The organism is Pseudomonas sp. Marseille-Q5115 (genome assembly GCF_916618905.1).
Classification (GTDB): domain Bacteria; phylum Pseudomonadota; class Gammaproteobacteria; order Pseudomonadales; family Pseudomonadaceae; genus Aquipseudomonas; species Aquipseudomonas japonica_A.
In genome coordinates this window covers 1,328,461-1,343,833 of sequence record NZ_CAKAKI010000001.1, presented here as the reverse complement: position 1 = coordinate 1,343,833, position 15,373 = coordinate 1,328,461, and the positions used below count along the sequence as shown (strand labels likewise).

The window sequence follows — 15,373 nt, the reverse complement described above, 5'->3', positions numbered from 1 at the left end:
GGCCTGCCATCAGGCCTGGGTTTCGTCAGGGAAGGTTCACCCGCCTGCCCTCGCTGGCCGCTGTACGGGCGGCCTCCACCAGCGCCAAGGTGCGCATGGCATCGGCGGCGTCGATCACCGGCCTGGCTTCACCCCGGATCACCTGTACGAAATGCGCCAGCTGGTTGCCCAACGCAGTGCCCTCTGCCTTGGCCTCAGCGGATTGCTGAAGCGGGTGATGCCAGCCCTTCTGCTCTCCGTAGGTCCATACCTGTAGCTGCGGTATCGACAACGCACCCAGGGTGCCCGCGATCAGGTAGCAGGGTTGCTCAGGCTGCTGCGCGAACGCGGGGTTTTCGCTACTGCTTTGCTCCCAACTCCAGGGCGCTGCGCAGGCATCCGAGCCGGTCAGCGTGCCTAATGCACCATTGCTGAATTGCAGCAACAGGGCTGCGGTATCTTCCACTTCGTGGCCACGGGCGGCGGTGCTGGTGATGGCTTGCACCGCGGAGATTTCGCCGCACAGGTACCGCATCAGGTCCAGGTCGTGCACCAGGTTGATCAGCAGGATCCCCGCGCCCTGGCGGCGGTGCCAGGCCACGTCGAAATAGGCGTCGTCCTTTTGCGACTGCCATAGCCCCGTGAAGGTGGTAATGCGGCCGAGCCTGCCGCTATCGATGATGGCCTTGGCTTTGGCGGTGATTGGGTTATGCCGACGATGATGCCCCACCAGCACGGGAACGCCGGATTCGGCTTCGGCCACCACCAGCGCTCGCACTTCTTCGACATGGGTGCCCACCGGTTTTTCCAGCAGCACCGGGCGGCCCGCCCGCAGGCAGTCCAGGGCGGTGCTCACATGCAGGTCGTTGGGGTTGGCGATGATCACGCCGTCTACCGCCACCTGCTCAAGCATTGCTCGATGGTCAGCGAAGGTGGGCACGCCAAGCTCTTCGGCAAGGCTCGTGTTGAACGGGTCGCTGATGGCAACCAGTTCGGTATCGGGATTGCGTTCAAGGTAGGTAGCGTGCTGCCGCCCCATCACACCGGCGCCGATCAGGGCAATTCGAACGGTCATGTATTAGCTCCAGTCATTGTTTCCAATAAGGAATCAGTTAAGTCCATTTTCGGCTAATTGTCCTCCCAGCCACCTCTCCGTAAAGTGGCCCCCATACCGCAGCCACTCAAACCGGCGGTTGTGGAACTGCTCAGCTACTACTCACGACTCAAAAGGATTGATGCCATGACTACTTACAAGCGCCTGGACAAGAACGACGCCGTACTGCTGCTGATCGACCACCAGACCGGGCTGATCTCGCTGGTGCAAGACTTCACCCCTAACGAATTCAAGAACAACGTGCTGGCCTTGGCCGACTGTGGCAAGTTCTTCGGCCTGCCGACCATTCTCACCACCAGCTTCGAGCAAGGCCCGAACGGCCCGCTGGTGCCAGAGCTGAAGGAAATCTTCCCCGACGCCCCCTACATTGCCCGCCCTGGCCAGATCAACGCCTGGGACAACGAAGACTTCGTCAAGGCGATCAAGGCCACCGGCCGCAAGCAACTGATCATCGCTGGCGTAGTGACTGACGTTTGTGTGGCATTCCCAACGCTTTCGGCGCTGGCGGAGGGGTTTGACGTGTTCGTGGTGACCGACGCCTCGGGCACCTTCGACAAGACCGTGCAACAAGCCGCGTGGAACCGCATGAGCGCCGCCGGCGCGCAACTGGTGAACTGGTTCTCGGTCGCCTGCGAACTGCACCGCGACTGGCGCAACGACATTGAAGGCCTGGGCAACCTGCTGTCCCAGCGCATCCCCAACTACCGCAACCTGATGAACAGCTACTCGGCGCTCACCGCCCGGTAAGCCCTTGCACCGCGTTGCTCCCTGACTTTCGCCCGCTTCGAAGCCCGCTTCGGCGGGCTTTTTTTTGCCTGCCCGGTTGCTCGTTCACGCTACACATGGCCAACCCCTACCCCGCCCGCCGCGCCAGGAGTGTGTGCTCAAACGAAAAAACCCGCCGGAGCGGGTTTTTTGAGTGGGCCAATGAGCGTGGCAAGAGTTACAGCTTGAACCGCCCCACCATCACATTGAACGAGCTGGCGAGCCTGGACAGGTCCTGGCTCGAAGCGCTGGTCTGGTTGGCGGCAGCGGCGGTCTGGGTCGACAGGTCCTGAATATTGATCAGGTTACGGTCCACTTCGCGGGCGACGTGAGCCTGTTCTTCCGCAGCGCTGGCGATCACCAGGTTGCGTTCGTTGATGCCACCCACCGCGACCGTGATGCGGTCCAGGGCAGCGTCGGCGGCCTGGGCCAGTTCCTGGGTGTTGACGGCCAGTTTCTGGCTGTTGCCCATGGCTGATACAGCCTGGTCGGTGGTGTTCTGAACCGTGCTGATCATGCTCTCGATCTCGCCGGTGGACACCTGAGTACGGTGCGCGAGGGCACGGACTTCATCCGCCACAACGGCGAAGCCACGGCCTTGTTCGCCAGCACGGGCGGCCTCGATGGCAGCGTTCAGCGCCAGCAGGTTGGTCTGTTCGGCGATGGCTCGGATGACGTCGACCACCTTGCCGATGTCACGCACTTGCCCGGCCAGCGTTTGCACGGTTTCCGAGGAGGTGTTCAATTCACGCGCCATGCTTTCGATGGCGCCTACGGCTTTCTGCACCTGGTTACGGCCAGTATGGGCTTCGTCGGATGTGGCGCGCGACGCCTCGGAAGTGGACACCGCATTGCGGGCTACTTCTTCCACCGCCGAAGTCATCTCGGTCACGGCAGTGGCCGCCTGCTGGATCTCGTCGTTCTGGCGAGTGAGGTCGTTGGAGCTTTCTTCGGTCACTGCGTTCAGCTCTTCAGCGGCGGAAGCCAGCTGGTCCGAGGCGTTGGCAATTTCCATGATGGTGGATTTGAGATTGCCCTGCATGCCAGACAGCGCCGTCAGCAACTGACCGGTTTCGTCGGTGCTGGTGCTCACGATGGCAGTGGTCAGATCGCCCTTGGCAATACGCTGGGCACTGTCCACGGCAACAGCGATCGGGCGGGTGATCACGCGGGTGATCAGCAAGCCAAGCGCGATAGCGGCAATGAAGGCGACCAGCATGCCGCCGTACAGCATCATGGCCGCGGAGTGCGAGCTCTGCGCGGCTGCCTGAGCTGCTTCGTCAGCCTGGCGCCGGTTGGATTCGATGATCAGGTCTTGGGAGGCCATGACGCGACGGTACCCATCGATCACTTCCGTGGCCAGCAGCTTGTGGGCCGTGTCGAAATCCCGGGCGGCGACGGCGGCGGCTACCTTATCAAGGCTTGCCTGATAGATCGGCAGGTCTTTCGCCATCTGTTCAGCGGGGCCGCGCTCGTCGTCGGCCATCGGCGCAGCCCGGTAGGCCGCAAAGGCTTTTTCGCCCGCAGCACGGTTGGCCTTCATCGACTCCAGGGTGGCGGCAAGCTCTTGCTGAGGCGCATTGTTTTGCGCCAACGCTATGAGCTTGTAGCCATCGCGGTGCTGAGCCACGTTCTTGGCCTTTGCTTCGTACGCATTGGTGACCGAGGCCAGGTTATTGGAGAACACGTCATCCAGGCGATCGGACAGTTCGTTCATGGTCAAGCAGCCCAGCACGCCGATCACCAACGTAATGCACGCACAAATGATGAATGAGCCGAGCAGCTTGCTCGACAGTTTCGCGTTGGTGAACCAGCCCATACTTGAATTCCGAGGAGAATTGATATCGGGGCAGCGGTGTGCTGCCGTCGGCCTTGCTATCGGCAGGGGCGGGAAAAACTTAGCAAGCTAATTATGCCATTCGTCGTCCATGACGAAGACCTTGCCACGGGCCGACCGAACCCTGTAGCAGCCTGCCTTGGGAGCGACCGGCCCGGCAGGGCCGCAGGTTCAACGGCGAAAGGTCGCAGGCAAGCCTTGCTGCTACAGGCGACCGGCCCGGGAAATTATCGGCTAAACAGCCTCTTGCAGGATCAGGTCCGCCGCCCGTTCGGCCACTGCCATCACCGCGCCCTGGATATTGCCGGACACCATGGTCGGAATCACCGAGGCGTCCACCACACGCAATCCCGCCAAGCCATGAACGCGCAGGCTCGAATCCACCACGGCAAGCGGGCCCTCCCCCATGCGGCAGGTGCCAATGGGGTGGTAGATCGTCTGGCCGTTGTCACGGGCAAATTCAAGCCACTGTTCATCGCTGGTCACACCTTGGCCGGGGCTCGTTTCCGCTTCGATGTAGTCCCGCAACGCCGGTTGCCCAACGATACGCCGGGCGATGCGCATGCCCTCGATCATGCTCTGGCGGTCCTCTTCTGCATCCAGGAAGTTGGGCTTGATGGCCGGCATCTGGCTGGCGTCTGCTGACTGAATGTGGATGCTGCCTACGGATTTCGGCCGTAGCTGGCTTACGCCTAGGGTCATGCCGGGATGGCGGTCGAGGATCCGCTCCGCGGCGTTGGCATAACTGGCGTGCACGAAAAAGTACTGCACGTCCGGGGTAGCGAGTTCTTTCCGCGTTCGCACGAAGCCATGCACCAGTCCCGTGCCCAAAGTGAGAATCCCGGTGCGCCGGCGCGCGTATTCGGCAACCGCCAGGCCAAGGCGCCAACCGCGCGCCATCTCATTGAGCGTGAGCGTGTTTCTCAGGCGCCAGTTCATGCGCGTGGCGAAGTGGTCGATGTAGTTCTCGCCTACGCCGTCGAGGCGGTGTTGCAAAGGTATGCCGGCCTGGCGCAGTACGTCTTCCCGGCCAATGCCCGATAACTCCAGCAATTGCGGCGTTTGAATGGTGCCGGCACAGAGGATCACCTCCCTCCCCGCCTGCACAGTAACCTCACGTTCACCCACGCGATAACGCAACCCCACGCAGCGGCCCTGGGCCATTTGCAATTGCTGCACCTGCGCGCCCGTAACCACTTCGAGGTTCGCGCGCCGGCGTATGGGTTTGAGGTAAGCGTCGTAGGCGCTCCAGCGACGGCCCTGCTTCTGGAACACCTGGTAGTAACCAAATCCTTCTTGCACGCTGGCGTTGTAATCGGAGTTGGCCGGTTGGCCGTCTTGCCGCGCCGCTTCAAGGAAGGCCTGGGCAATGGGGTACATTTCATTCACCCGATGCACATTCATCGGCCCTTCGCGCCCGCGCCCTTCGCCCCCATGTTGGTAGGCCTCCAGCTTGCGGAAGTAAGGCGCCATGCTCTGGAAATTCCAGCCCTTGGCACCAGCCTGTTCCCAGGCATCGTAGTCGCCCGGCTGCCCGCGCACGTAGATCATGCCGTTGATCAGGCTTGAGCCCCCGAGCCCCTTGCCCCGAGGCACCGCAATCACTCGGCCCTTGGTGTTGGGTTCAGGCGCGGTCTGGAAACGCCAGTTGTAACGCGTATTGACCAGCAGTTTGCTGAACCCCGCTGGAATGGGAATCCACGGGCTTTTGGGTTCGCCGCCCGCCTCCAGCATCAACACCTTGAAGCGGCCGTTCGCGGTAAGCCGATTGGCCAGCACACAACCGGCGGTCCCTCCGCCCACAATCACATAGTCGTAGACCGTCATGCCGCGCCCTCCGACACCGGTGCGCCCATCGCGCGGGCCATCAACCGCGCCTGGCACAGCAACATGGGCAGCCCTTCCTGAACGCGGCAACCTTGTGCGGCGGCGGCCAGCAGCAAGGGGGTACGCGCCGGCTGCATGATGATCTCGGCCACCCACTGATCGGCGCTCAGGCGGCCGGTATCGCAGGGTAAAGGGTCCCCTTCGCGCAGGCCGAGTGAGGTGGCATTGACCACCAGCGTATGCCCGCTCGGGTCTGCGTTACCCAAGTGCAGCGGCAACGTGGGGAAAGCCGCGCGCAGGCGTGCAAGCAAGGCCTCGGCCTTTGCCGCAGTGCGGTTGGCCACGGTCAGCCGGGCAACCCCTGCTTCGGCCAGGGCAAAGGCAATGGCATTGGCCGCTCCGCCCGCGCCGGCCAGGTAAACGCTCGCGCCGGCAGGCTCGAAGCCCTCCTGCCGTAGCCCAGCCACAAAGCCGATGCCATCGAGGATGTCGCCAATCAACTCCCCAGCCGGGCTGCGCCGGACGACGTTGACCGCACCCACCTGTTGAGCGTGGGCGGTAACCTGGTCGCACAACGAAAGCATGGCGGTTTTGTGGGGTACGGTGACGATAAAACCTTCCAGGTTCGCCAGCGACCGCAGGCCTGCTATGACCACTGGCAATCCGCTGGCAGTAACGTGGAAAGGCACCATCACCCCCTCATGGCCGACCTGCTCGAACAGGGCATTGATAACCTGAGGTGTCTTCACCTGGATGATGGGGTCCGCGATGATTGCGTACAGGCGCGTGGCGCCGGAGATCTCACTGATACTTTTCATGTCGATCACGCCAAAGTGAATGCGTCTTGGACTGAAGGCACGCGCCGCCGGGCCGCGCAACGTTTGGGTCAGCGCATTAGCCAGCCGCCGGCCACGTCCAGCACCTGCCCGGTCACAAAGTTGCTGTCGCGGCTGGTCAAAAAACACGCGGCATCGGCCACCTCCGACGGTTGGCCCAAGCGGCCCAGCGGGGTTTCGTCGATTACTGCCTGGTTGGCCTCGGCGGCAACGGTTTTCAGCAGCGGCGTTTCAATGCGGCCAGGCGCGAGGGCATTCACCGTGATCCCATACGGGCCGAGCTCCCCGGCCAAGTGCCGGGTAAAGCCGATGATCGCGGCCTTGGTTGCGCTGTAATGCGCCGCCACCAGTGGCAGGTACGCGCTGCCTGCCACTGAGGACATGCTGACGATACGGCCGAACCGGCGCTCGACCATGCCGGGCGACAATAACCGGCTGAGGTTGAACGCCCCCGTAAGGTTGATCGCGACCACCCGATTCCATTCTGCTGGGTCCATCTGCCAGATGGGCGCGGCCTGGCCGTTGTGCTTGGGCGACACACCGGCATTGTTGATGAGGGTATCGATAGGCCCCAGGATGGATTCAAGCTGTGCGCATGCTTGTTCGCACTGATCGAAATCAGCAACGTCCGCTTGATGCCAGGCTACGTGGTACCCCTGCGCTTGCAGGCGCTCGGCCTGGTCGCGTGCGCGCTGCTCATCCGCGTCGAGGATCGCCACCACCGCGCCTTCTTCGCAGTAGCGTTGGGCAATGGCCGCGCCGATACCGCTGCCGGCCCCCGAGACCAGCACGGTACGCCCCTGGTGCCGGCTCATGGGTTCACCTCCAGCATGAGCTTGCCGATATGCCGGCTGCTTTCCATCACCGTGTGCGCTTCGGCCACCTCGGCCAAGGGAAAGGTTGCATGGATCACTGGCCGGCACTGCCCTGCTTCAAGCAGCGGCCATACCTGCTGCTGCAGCGCTGCGGCAATGCCTGCTTTCTGTTCCCTGCTGCGGGGGCGCAGGGTGGAGCCGGTGAAGGTCAAACGGCGCAGCATGATTGGCATGGCATCCAGTACCTGCTTGCTGCCTTCGAGGAAGGCTATCTGTACCAGCCGCCCCTCCACGGCCAAAGCTGACAGATTGCGTTGGATATAGTCCCCGCCGACCATGTCGAGGATCATTTCCACACCGCGCCCCTGGGTCACTTCGGCCACTACCTGAGTGAAATCCTCCTCGCGGTAATTGATCGCCCGGGCGGCCCCGGCTTTCAGGCACGCCTGGGCTTTCTCGGCCGAACCTACCGTGGTCAGCACACGCGCCCCGAAGTGGCTGGCCAGCTGGATTGCTGTGAGCCCGATGCCGCTGGAGCCGCCGTGCACGAGAAGGGTCTCGCCCGATTGCAGCCGGCCGCGTTCGAAGAGGTTGGTCCACACCGTGAAGTAGTTTTCCGGCAACGCGGCGGCTTCCAGCAAAGAGAGGCCCGCGGGGACCGGCAAGCAGTGCTCGGCCGGTACCACACAGTACTCGGCGTAACCCCCGCCAGGCGTAAGGGCGCAGACCTTGTCACCCAGCGCCCACTGGTTCACACCCTCGCCGAGGGCGACCACTTCACCCGACACTTCCAGCCCCAGCAGCGGCGAAGCCCCCGGGGGCGGTGGATAGCTGCCAGAGCGTTGCAGTACGTCCGGCCGATTGACCCCAGCGTACGCCACCTTGAGCAACACATCCCCAGGCCCCGGCTGGGGCACCGGGCCTTGGGCAACGATCATGCAGTTTGCCGGCCCGCCTTGGCCATGTTCGATCTGACGCATCGTGTGGGTGCTCATGCAACCTCCAAAATGGTGTTTACAGGCCCAGGTAGGCTCGCTTGATATGAGGGTTTTCCAGCAGCTCGCGGCCGGTGCCGGTCAATGTGACGGCGCCGTTTTCCAGTACATAGCCGCGGTGGGCGATGCGCAGGGTATGCACGATGTTCTGCTCGACGATGAGCACCGTGGTGCCCAGGGAAAGGATTTTCTCGATGATGTCGAACACCTGAGACACCAGCAGTGGCGACAGGCCGAGCGAGGGCTCGTCGAACATCAGCAGCTTGGGCTCTGCCATCAGGCCACGCGCGATAGCGACCATTTGTTGCTCGCCACCTGATAAGGACCCCGCCAACTGGCCCAGGCGCTCGCGCACCCTGGGGAACAGTTCCAGCACCTGCTCCAGGCGCTGCTTGTAGCCGATGCGGGCGCTGCGTTTGTAAGCGCCCATCAGCAGGTTGTCCCGCACGCTGATAAAGGGGAACAGCTGGCGCCCTTCTGGAATAAGCGTAATACCCGCCTCTACCACTTCATCGGGGCGGCGGCCGTCCAGGCGTTGCCCTTCGAATTCGATCGTCCCCTGTGTGGGCTTTACCAGGCCACAGAGGCTGCGCAAGGTAGTGGTTTTGCCCGCTCCATTGGCGCCGACGATGGTAACCACTTCGCCGGCGTTCACCTCTATGGAGACGCCACGCAACACTTCGGTACGGTCATAGCCGGCATGCACGTTGTTGAGCCTAAGCATGGCTGTACTCCTTGCCCAGATAAGCCTCGATCACCTGCGGGTTGCTGACCACCTCACTGGGGAGGCCTTCCATCAGCATTGCGCCGGAACTGATCACCACTATCCGGTCCGAAAGGGTCATGGTGGCTTGCATGATGTGTTCGATCATCAGCACGCTCACGCCGGCATCGCGCACCCGCCGGATAATCTCGATGGCCTTGGCGACGTCGGTAGGGTTGAGCCCGGCCATTACTTCGTCGAGCAACAGCACCCGGGGCCGGGTAGCCAGCGCCCGGGCCATTTCCAGACGCTTCATGCCGCCCACCGTGAGGTTGCGGGCGCGGGTTTCGAGTAGGCCAGTAAGGTCGGTGAGCTGCGCCACCTGGGCGGCGATAGCGCGTGCTTCGGCCGGCACCCGGGTATGCATGAAGGCGCCGAGCATGATGTTCTCGCTCACGGTAAGGTCGGCGAACGGTTGAACGATCTGGAAGGTGCGGCCGATCCCCGCGAGCGCGAACTGTGCCGGGCTGCTCGGGGTAATCCAGCGGCCGTCGCGGGTGCGTACTTTCACCTGCCCCTCGGAGGGCGGCAAAAAGCCGGAAAGCTGGTTGAATACCGTGGTCTTGCCCGCCCCGTTGGGCCCGATCACGCCAACGATTTCCCCCTCGTTGAGGCTGATGGATACGTCGTTCGTGGCATGCAGCCCGCCGAAGTACTTGTGCAGGTGTTCAGCCACCAGAATAGGCTCGCCCCGGGTAGTGCTCGCCGCTGTGGCTACCGGTGCGGACGTCTCGGGCAATCGCTGATGGCGGCCGCCAGGCAGGCGGTCGATCCATGCGCCCACCCGCCCGCCAAAGCGGCCGACGATCCCCTGGGGAATGGTCAGCACCACCGCCACCAGCACCAAGCCATACACCAGGCCATGAACCCCGCTGCCCATGTCGCCCAGCCAGCCACGGGCGAGCTCGGCCAGCGGCAACACCAGCACCGTGCCGATCAAAGGGCCCGACACCGTGCCCAGCCCGCCAATCAGGGCGAACATCGCGACCTGGATCGACAGCTCCAGCGAGAACATCGCCCCAGGCTCGATGAACGTGAGGTACATGGCGTGAAAGCTGCCCACCAGGCTGGTGAGGCACGCGGAGATCATCACCGCGGCCAGCTTCACCTTCACCGCGCTCACCCCCACCGCCTGAGCGGCGTCTTCACGCTCGCGCACGGCGATCAGGTAATAGCCAAGGCGTGATTGCTTGAGCTTCCAGCCCACCACCAAGGTGACGGCGAGGAAGCCAAAGGCGATGAGGAGGTACGGCCAGCGCTGGCGGAACAGCATCCACTCGGCGCCCATTTTCAGGGGCACGGCCAGCCCGGTAGCGCCGCCGGTGATGTCCTGTTGGTTGATCACCACCAGGCGAACCACTTCGAGCACGGCGATGGTGGCCAGCGCAAAGAACGGCCCGCGCAGGCGGAAGCAGGGCCAGCTGATCACGACAGCCAGCACCGTGGACAAGGCCGCGCCCACGAACATGCCGATCCAGGGGGTGAGCTGGAAATGAATCACCAACAGGGTTGCCACATAGGCGCCTACCCCATAGAACACCGCATGGCCCAGGGACAACTGGCCGGCAAAGCCGCCCACGATGTTCCAGGCGCCGGCAAGAGCGGCGTAGCTGCACACCAGGATGAACAGGTGGAACACAAAGGGTGAGCCGACCGCGAATGGAATGATGAGCAGCAGCGACAACGCCAGCAGGCTCACGTACACACGGGGGTGGGTCAGGTTCATGCGAGGCTCCTTATTCCGACCCACGCCCGGCACCGAACAGGCCGGTGGGGCGCACGACCAGGATGCCGAGGAAGATGAGGAAGTACACGACCTCCTTGAGGTCTGGCGCGATGTAAAAGCCCGCCAGGCTGTCGACGATGCCAATGAGCAACGAGCCCACCAGGGCGCCGGAAAGGCTACCCAGACCACCCAGCACCACAATCACAAAGGCTGTAAGCACAAAGAACGTACCCACGGTGGGAAACACCGGGTACTGCGGCGCGATCATGCCGGCGGCCAGGCCCAGGCAAGCGCACCCCAAGCCAAATGCGAACACATAAATGCCTTTCACATTCACGCCCATCAGCTGCGCCGCATTGCGGTGCTGGGCGGTGGCGCGCACCGCGCGACCCAGGAAGGTGTTGTGCAAGAACCAATGCAGCGCCCCGACCAGCAGCAGCGACACCGTAAAGGTTGCCAGCTGGCCAGTGCTGGCCCGCAGCCCACCCAGGCTAACGCTACCGGTACCCCAACCGCTGGGGTTGCTGACAGTGTGCACATCGGCGCCGAACACCAGCAGCGCGGCATTCATCAGGGCGATGGACACCCCAACCGTGGCGAAGATTTGAATGTGACCTTCGGCATTGAGCAGTGGCTGGATGACAAAGCGCTGCATCGCCGCGCCCAGGCAGAACAACACCGCTACCGTGGGCACGATAGCTACATACGGGTGCAACCCCAAGTGCTGGTTGAGCAGGTACACACAGTACATGCCGATCATCAGGAACTCGCCGTGGGCAAAATTCACAACCCGAACGATGCCGAAGATCAAGGTAAGGCCAATGCTGATGATCGCCAGCGTGCCGCCTAACAGCACGCCGTTGAGCAGCAGCTGCAAGAAAATCTCCATGGGTTAGTCCCTCCCTGCGAGCGAACGGGGCCGCGGAACACGCCTATGGCGGTTCCGGGCCGGTGGAGGTCAGTCAGGGTTGGGTGGCCAGGCGCGCTTCAGAGACGGCGGCCGACTGCGGGTACACGGTTTTGAGCACGCCGCCCTGCCATTGCATCACGGTGGTTTCGGCGCGCTCGTTCTGGCCGTTCGTGCCGAACTTGGCGCCGATCCCGGCGGCGGTCTGCCCCAAGGGGATATCTACCTTGGCGACCGCAGCGCGGATGTCGTCCGCTTCGAGGGATTTCGCGCTTTCCATGGCATCGAGGAAAATCTTGGCGCCCACGTAGTTGATCAGGCTATGCCCGGACCGCGGTTCGCTGCCGTAGCGTTTGCGATAGGCGTCGGCGAAGGCTGCGATCCCGGGTGCGCCGGTTTCGTTGGTCTGGAACTGCGGGAAGTCCACGTCCAACACCCCTTCGATGTTTTGTGCCCCCACGGCCTTGGCCGTGTCCTGCATGGAGTAGCCGCCCCCCGCCCCGATGACGGCCTTGGGCGTATAACCGGCTTCTCGTGCCTGGCGGAAATACAGCACCGTGTCGTTCTGGTAGGACGTCTGCAGCACGATGTCGGCGTTGGCGCCCTTCAAACGAAGGATCAACGAAGACAAGTCGACCGCCTTGGCCGAATACGGCAGGGTTTCAACAATCGTCAGGCCTTTTTCGGCCGCGAACTGCTTCTGAAACTTGGCCACCGTGGTGCCGTACAACGCGTCCTCATGGATGATGGCGATTTTCAAGGTTTTAGGGTCCACACCCAGCTTGGGCGCCACCAGGTCGGTAACTGCTGTGATGGTGCCTTTGGCGAAGCTTTTGGCGGTGGGGTTACTGCGGAAAACGTATTGCAGGCCGCGGTCAGTGATGTCGTCCGACACGGCGCCCAGCTCAAAATACGGCACGCCGGCGACTTCGGTCACCTGCGTTGCCGCAAACGACAGCGCCGACGAATAGCTGCCAAACACCGCGGTAACGTTTTGCCCCGACGTCAGCTGTCGGGCGGCGCCTACGGCCTGGCCGGCGTCTACGGCATCGGCCTTCACCAGGTTGATCTGCTCGCCTTTGAGGCCGCCCGCGGCGTTACGCTCGGCGATGGCGATTTCTACGCCTCTGTAACTTTCATCGCCCAGTAAGGCAAGGCCACCGCTGAAAGGGAACAGCGCGCCGATGCGCACGTCGGCCATCGCTGAAACAGAAGCGCTGATACAGAGGGCAGCAAGGCCGAGTTTGGCCCAGGGAAGGGTTGTCATCGCAGATGTCTCCTGGTTGCAGCACGCCAGTCAGCGTACTTGAACCGGTTCAAATCCAAGGTAGTTCGATGCCCCGTGAAGGGCTTCGGGATCTGTATCCGGTGTCGTTTATTGGATTTATTCTGACCAAGACTACTTTTTGAACCGGTTCATATCTACGCCGGTGATACACTCGTGTCAAGCCACTGCTCGATGGATGTCATGCTGAAAATCGAAAAACCCAAGCTGCGCGATGTAGCGAAATTGGCCGGCGTATCGCTGGGCAGCGCTTCTCGAGCCATCTCTTCGCCGACTTTGGTCAAGCCGGCAACGCTGGCAAAAGTGGAAGCCGCAGTGCAGGCCCTGGGCTATGTGCGGGATGGCGCAGCGCGGGCGTTGGCGCTGCGGCGCACCTTCAGCGTGGCGGCGATATTCCCCACCCTCAACAACCCCATTTATGCCGATTCCATCCAGGCCCTGCAGCAGCGCCTCAACAGCCATGATTATCAGCTGCTGATTGCTTCACATGAGTACGACCGGCGCCGCGAATTGGTAAGCGTGCGGAATTTCATCGACCGGGGCGTTGAAGGCGTGCTGCTGGTAGGCACCGATCACGACCCCGCCGTTTTTGAAGCGCTGCGCCTGGCCCAGCGGCCCTATGTGCTGATGTGGTCGGTCGATGATGCCGCAGACCATTACTGCGTGGGGTTCAGCAACGAGCAAGGCGGCGCCCAGGTTGCCCGACACCTGCTTACCCTTGGCCACCAACACTTGGCGGTAGTGACGGGCGCGCGCGCGCATAACGAACGCGCGCGCTGGCGTGTGCAGGGGGTTCGCAACGCGCTGCAGGCCGCCGGGCTCGACCTGCCCGAATCCCATGTCATCGAACAGCCGTTTACCCTGGACGGCGGCCGTGCCGGCTTGCGCCAGGCGCTGGCCCTGCACCCCCGCCCTACCGCGCTGGTATGCACCACCGACCTGCTCAGCCTGGGCGCCTGCGACGAAGCCCGCCGCGCGGGCATTGCAATCCCGGATCAGCTGTCTGTCGCAGGTTTCGACAATATTGATTTCGCTGCCGTGGCCACCCCACCGCTTACTTCTGTGAGCGTGCCCATCGAAACCATCGGGCACCTCAGCGCGGACACGTTGATCGCTCAGATCGAGGGCCGCTCGCCGGCTCGGCTGGTGTGCCTGGAAACTGAGCTGGTGGTGAGGGGGAGTACGGGGCGGGTGGTTGAGGGGGGTAAATGAGTCACCAGCCTGGGATTCAGCGAGGGCCGAAGTAGCCCCTGATGCTCACCCCTGCCCGCCACGGCACTTGAACGATCCCGCATTGATTCCCCTCTCATGAAAACGCCCGCTTCGTTGGAGCAACCTAATGCGCGACAAAACCTCGTTTATCTTTGACCTTGACGGTACCTTGACCGACAGCGTTTACCAGAATGTGGCTGCCTGGAAAGAGGCATTGGATGCCGAAGACATTCCACTGGCCATGTGGCGCATCCACCGGAAAATCGGCATGAGCGGCGGCTTGATGCTCAAGAATCTGAGCCGGGAAACCGGACTGGAGCTGAGCGAGCAACAGGCCAAGCGACTAAGCAAGCTTCACGCTGAGGCGTACGAGCGGTTGCAGGGCCAGATCATCGCTCTGCCGGGCGCCATGGACCTGTTAAACAGGCTGAACGACGAAAACCTTTCCTGGTGCATCGCCACCAGTGGGGAAATGGCCACGGCTGAAATCAATCTCAAGGCGCTTGGGCTCAAAAGCGATAGCATCAACCTGGTGACCCGCGACGACGTCAAACAGGGCAAGCCTGACCCCAGCCTGTTTATAGCGGCGGCGGACAAGATGGGCGTGCCCATTGAGGAGTGCCTGGTGGTTGGCGACGCCATCTGGGACATGCTGGCCGCCCGGCGCGCCAAGGCCATCGGTATCGGGTTATTGTCCGGCGGCTACGATGTGAGTGAACTGGAGCGCGCCGGCGCGTTGCGGGTGTATGACGATCCGCTGGACCTACTGAACCATCTGGACGAAGTGGCGACGTTCGAGTGATTGGGGTGCAGGCGTACAGGGTAGCTCATTGTAGGGCCTGCATTTTCGTAGCCTTCAACATTCGGGAAGGGCTCTCAGAGCACTGGTAGCCCAGCAGTCATCAACCTGATCGATTCCCACCATCGTTCCTATCAAGTTCTCGTCACCTCCTTTCAGAGAGACACTGACTCCGTAGACAAAAACACTTTCTAGATTACGGAGAACACACCATGAAAAGCCAATTTGCAGCCCTCGCGTTCATCCTCGTTGCCGGCATCTCCAGCAGCCTCCAAGTTGTCCACGCCGACACTCTGATAGCCCGGGACGGCGCCGAACGCACCCCGCAAACCGTCGTGCAGGATGGTTCGGATCGTAGCCTCAATACCGTTGCACAGGATGGCTCGGATCGCAGCCTCAATACCGTTGCACAGGATGGCTCGGACCGTAGCCTCAATACCGTCGCCCAAGACGGCGCTGACCGCGCACTGAACGCTGTTGCTTGAAGGTTAGATAGGGTATTTCAGGACGAGA

14 protein-coding genes and 1 pseudogene are annotated in these 15,373 nt (G+C 62.5%); 4 read left to right on the top strand and 11 right to left on the bottom strand.

Features of this window, described 5'->3' with window-relative positions; all coding sequences use genetic code 11:
* Positions 1 to 25: 25 nt before the first annotated feature.
* Positions 26 to 1,054 carry a Gfo/Idh/MocA family protein gene (locus LG385_RS06570; RefSeq protein WP_225773387.1) on the bottom strand — a complete coding sequence of 343 codons (1,029 nt, stop codon included), beginning with the start codon at positions 1,052 to 1,054 and terminating at the stop codon, positions 26 to 28.
* Positions 1,055 to 1,219: 165 nt separating this feature from the next.
* On the opposite strand from LG385_RS06570, the gene ycaC reads away from it, so the two are divergent.
* On the top strand, positions 1,220 to 1,840 hold the full coding sequence (ycaC, locus tag LG385_RS06565; protein WP_181112372.1) for an isochorismate family cysteine hydrolase YcaC: 621 nt from the start codon (positions 1,220 to 1,222) through the stop codon (positions 1,838 to 1,840).
* Positions 1,841 to 2,036: 196 nt separating this feature from the next.
* Here the strand turns inward: ycaC and LG385_RS25645 are convergent, their stop codons facing one another.
* The 10 genes and pseudogenes from LG385_RS25645 to LG385_RS06520 form a co-directional block, all read right to left on the bottom strand.
* Positions 2,037 to 2,873 (bottom strand): methyl-accepting chemotaxis protein, encoded by an 837-nt coding sequence (locus LG385_RS25645; protein WP_413247359.1) that lies wholly within the window; start codon positions 2,871 to 2,873, stop codon positions 2,037 to 2,039.
* Positions 2,874 to 2,894: 21 nt separating this feature from the next.
* Positions 2,895 to 3,677: pseudogene (locus LG385_RS25640) on the bottom strand (MCP four helix bundle domain-containing protein); the annotation flags it as partial.
* Between the two features lie 252 nt (positions 3,678 to 3,929).
* Positions 3,930 to 5,522 carry a GMC family oxidoreductase gene (locus LG385_RS06555; RefSeq protein WP_225773382.1) on the bottom strand — a complete coding sequence of 531 codons (1,593 nt, stop codon included), beginning with the start codon at positions 5,520 to 5,522 and terminating at the stop codon, positions 3,930 to 3,932.
* On the bottom strand, positions 5,519 to 6,340 hold the full coding sequence (locus LG385_RS06550) for a shikimate dehydrogenase family protein (RefSeq protein WP_225773381.1): 822 nt from the start codon (positions 6,338 to 6,340) through the stop codon (positions 5,519 to 5,521). Before LG385_RS06550 ends, LG385_RS06555 begins: the two co-directional genes overlap by 4 nt.
* Positions 6,341 to 6,408: 68 nt before the next feature.
* The gene (locus LG385_RS06545; protein ID WP_225773379.1) at positions 6,409 to 7,173 is read right to left on the bottom strand and encodes an SDR family oxidoreductase; all 765 of its coding nucleotides are present in this window, start codon (positions 7,171 to 7,173) and stop codon (positions 6,409 to 6,411) included.
* Entirely contained in the window at positions 7,170 to 8,168 is a 999-nt protein-coding gene (locus tag LG385_RS06540) for an NAD(P)H-quinone oxidoreductase (protein ID WP_225773377.1), read from the bottom strand. Before LG385_RS06540 ends, LG385_RS06545 begins: the two co-directional genes overlap by 4 nt.
* Positions 8,169 to 8,187: 19 nt before the next feature.
* Positions 8,188 to 8,892, bottom strand: coding sequence for an ABC transporter ATP-binding protein (locus LG385_RS06535; RefSeq protein ID WP_225773375.1), 705 nt, complete (start codon positions 8,890 to 8,892; stop codon positions 8,188 to 8,190).
* On the bottom strand, positions 8,885 to 10,657 hold the full coding sequence (locus LG385_RS06530; RefSeq protein WP_225773373.1) for an ABC transporter permease subunit: 1,773 nt from the start codon (positions 10,655 to 10,657) through the stop codon (positions 8,885 to 8,887). The genes LG385_RS06535 and LG385_RS06530 overlap by 8 nt, the downstream gene beginning before the upstream one ends.
* A gap of 10 nt (positions 10,658 to 10,667) precedes the next feature.
* Positions 10,668 to 11,546, bottom strand: a complete 879-nt coding sequence (locus tag LG385_RS06525) for a branched-chain amino acid ABC transporter permease (RefSeq protein ID WP_181112419.1) — start codon at positions 11,544 to 11,546, stop codon at positions 10,668 to 10,670.
* Between the two features lie 73 nt (positions 11,547 to 11,619).
* A complete protein-coding gene (locus LG385_RS06520) occupies positions 11,620 to 12,831 on the bottom strand; it encodes an ABC transporter substrate-binding protein (protein ID WP_225773371.1) in 1,212 nt (403 codons plus the stop codon).
* A gap of 201 nt (positions 12,832 to 13,032) precedes the next feature.
* On the opposite strand from LG385_RS06520, the gene LG385_RS06515 reads away from it, so the two are divergent.
* The 3 genes from LG385_RS06515 (at position 13,033) to LG385_RS06505 (ending at position 15,345) form a co-directional block, all read left to right on the top strand.
* Positions 13,033 to 14,061: a substrate-binding domain-containing protein gene (locus LG385_RS06515; protein ID WP_225773369.1), complete on the top strand. Its 1,029-nt coding sequence runs from the start codon at positions 13,033 to 13,035 to the stop codon at positions 14,059 to 14,061.
* A gap of 127 nt (positions 14,062 to 14,188) precedes the next feature.
* Positions 14,189 to 14,863 carry an HAD family hydrolase gene (locus LG385_RS06510; protein ID WP_225773367.1) on the top strand — a complete coding sequence of 225 codons (675 nt, stop codon included), beginning with the start codon at positions 14,189 to 14,191 and terminating at the stop codon, positions 14,861 to 14,863.
* A gap of 209 nt (positions 14,864 to 15,072) precedes the next feature.
* Positions 15,073 to 15,345 (top strand): hypothetical protein, encoded by a 273-nt coding sequence (locus LG385_RS06505; protein ID WP_225773365.1) that lies wholly within the window; start codon positions 15,073 to 15,075, stop codon positions 15,343 to 15,345.
* Positions 15,346 to 15,373 lie beyond the last annotated feature (28 nt).

Coding starts and splice junctions, on each gene's coding strand:
- LG385_RS06570 (WP_225773387.1), bottom strand. CDS start 1,054: ATGACCGTTCGAATTGCCCTGATCGGCGCCGGTGTGATGGGGCGGCAG.
- ycaC (WP_181112372.1), top strand. CDS start 1,220: ATGACTACTTACAAGCGCCTGGACAAGAACGACGCCGTACTGCTGCTG.
- LG385_RS25645 (WP_413247359.1), bottom strand. CDS start 2,873: ATGGAAATTGCCAACGCCTCGGACCAGCTGGCTTCCGCCGCTGAAGAG.
- LG385_RS06555 (WP_225773382.1), bottom strand. CDS start 5,522: ATGACGGTCTACGACTATGTGATTGTGGGCGGAGGGACCGCCGGTTGT.
- LG385_RS06550 (WP_225773381.1), bottom strand. CDS start 6,340: ATGAAAAGTATCAGTGAGATCTCCGGCGCCACGCGCCTGTACGCAATC.
- LG385_RS06545 (WP_225773379.1), bottom strand. CDS start 7,173: ATGAGCCGGCACCAGGGGCGTACCGTGCTGGTCTCGGGGGCCGGCAGC.
- LG385_RS06540 (WP_225773377.1), bottom strand. CDS start 8,168: ATGAGCACCCACACGATGCGTCAGATCGAACATGGCCAAGGCGGGCCG.
- LG385_RS06535 (WP_225773375.1), bottom strand. CDS start 8,892: ATGCTTAGGCTCAACAACGTGCATGCCGGCTATGACCGTACCGAAGTG.
- LG385_RS06530 (WP_225773373.1), bottom strand. CDS start 10,657: ATGAACCTGACCCACCCCCGTGTGTACGTGAGCCTGCTGGCGTTGTCG.
- LG385_RS06525 (WP_181112419.1), bottom strand. CDS start 11,546: ATGGAGATTTTCTTGCAGCTGCTGCTCAACGGCGTGCTGTTAGGCGGC.
- LG385_RS06520 (WP_225773371.1), bottom strand. CDS start 12,831: ATGACAACCCTTCCCTGGGCCAAACTCGGCCTTGCTGCCCTCTGTATC.
- LG385_RS06515 (WP_225773369.1), top strand. CDS start 13,033: ATGCTGAAAATCGAAAAACCCAAGCTGCGCGATGTAGCGAAATTGGCC.
- LG385_RS06510 (WP_225773367.1), top strand. CDS start 14,189: ATGCGCGACAAAACCTCGTTTATCTTTGACCTTGACGGTACCTTGACC.
- LG385_RS06505 (WP_225773365.1), top strand. CDS start 15,073: ATGAAAAGCCAATTTGCAGCCCTCGCGTTCATCCTCGTTGCCGGCATC.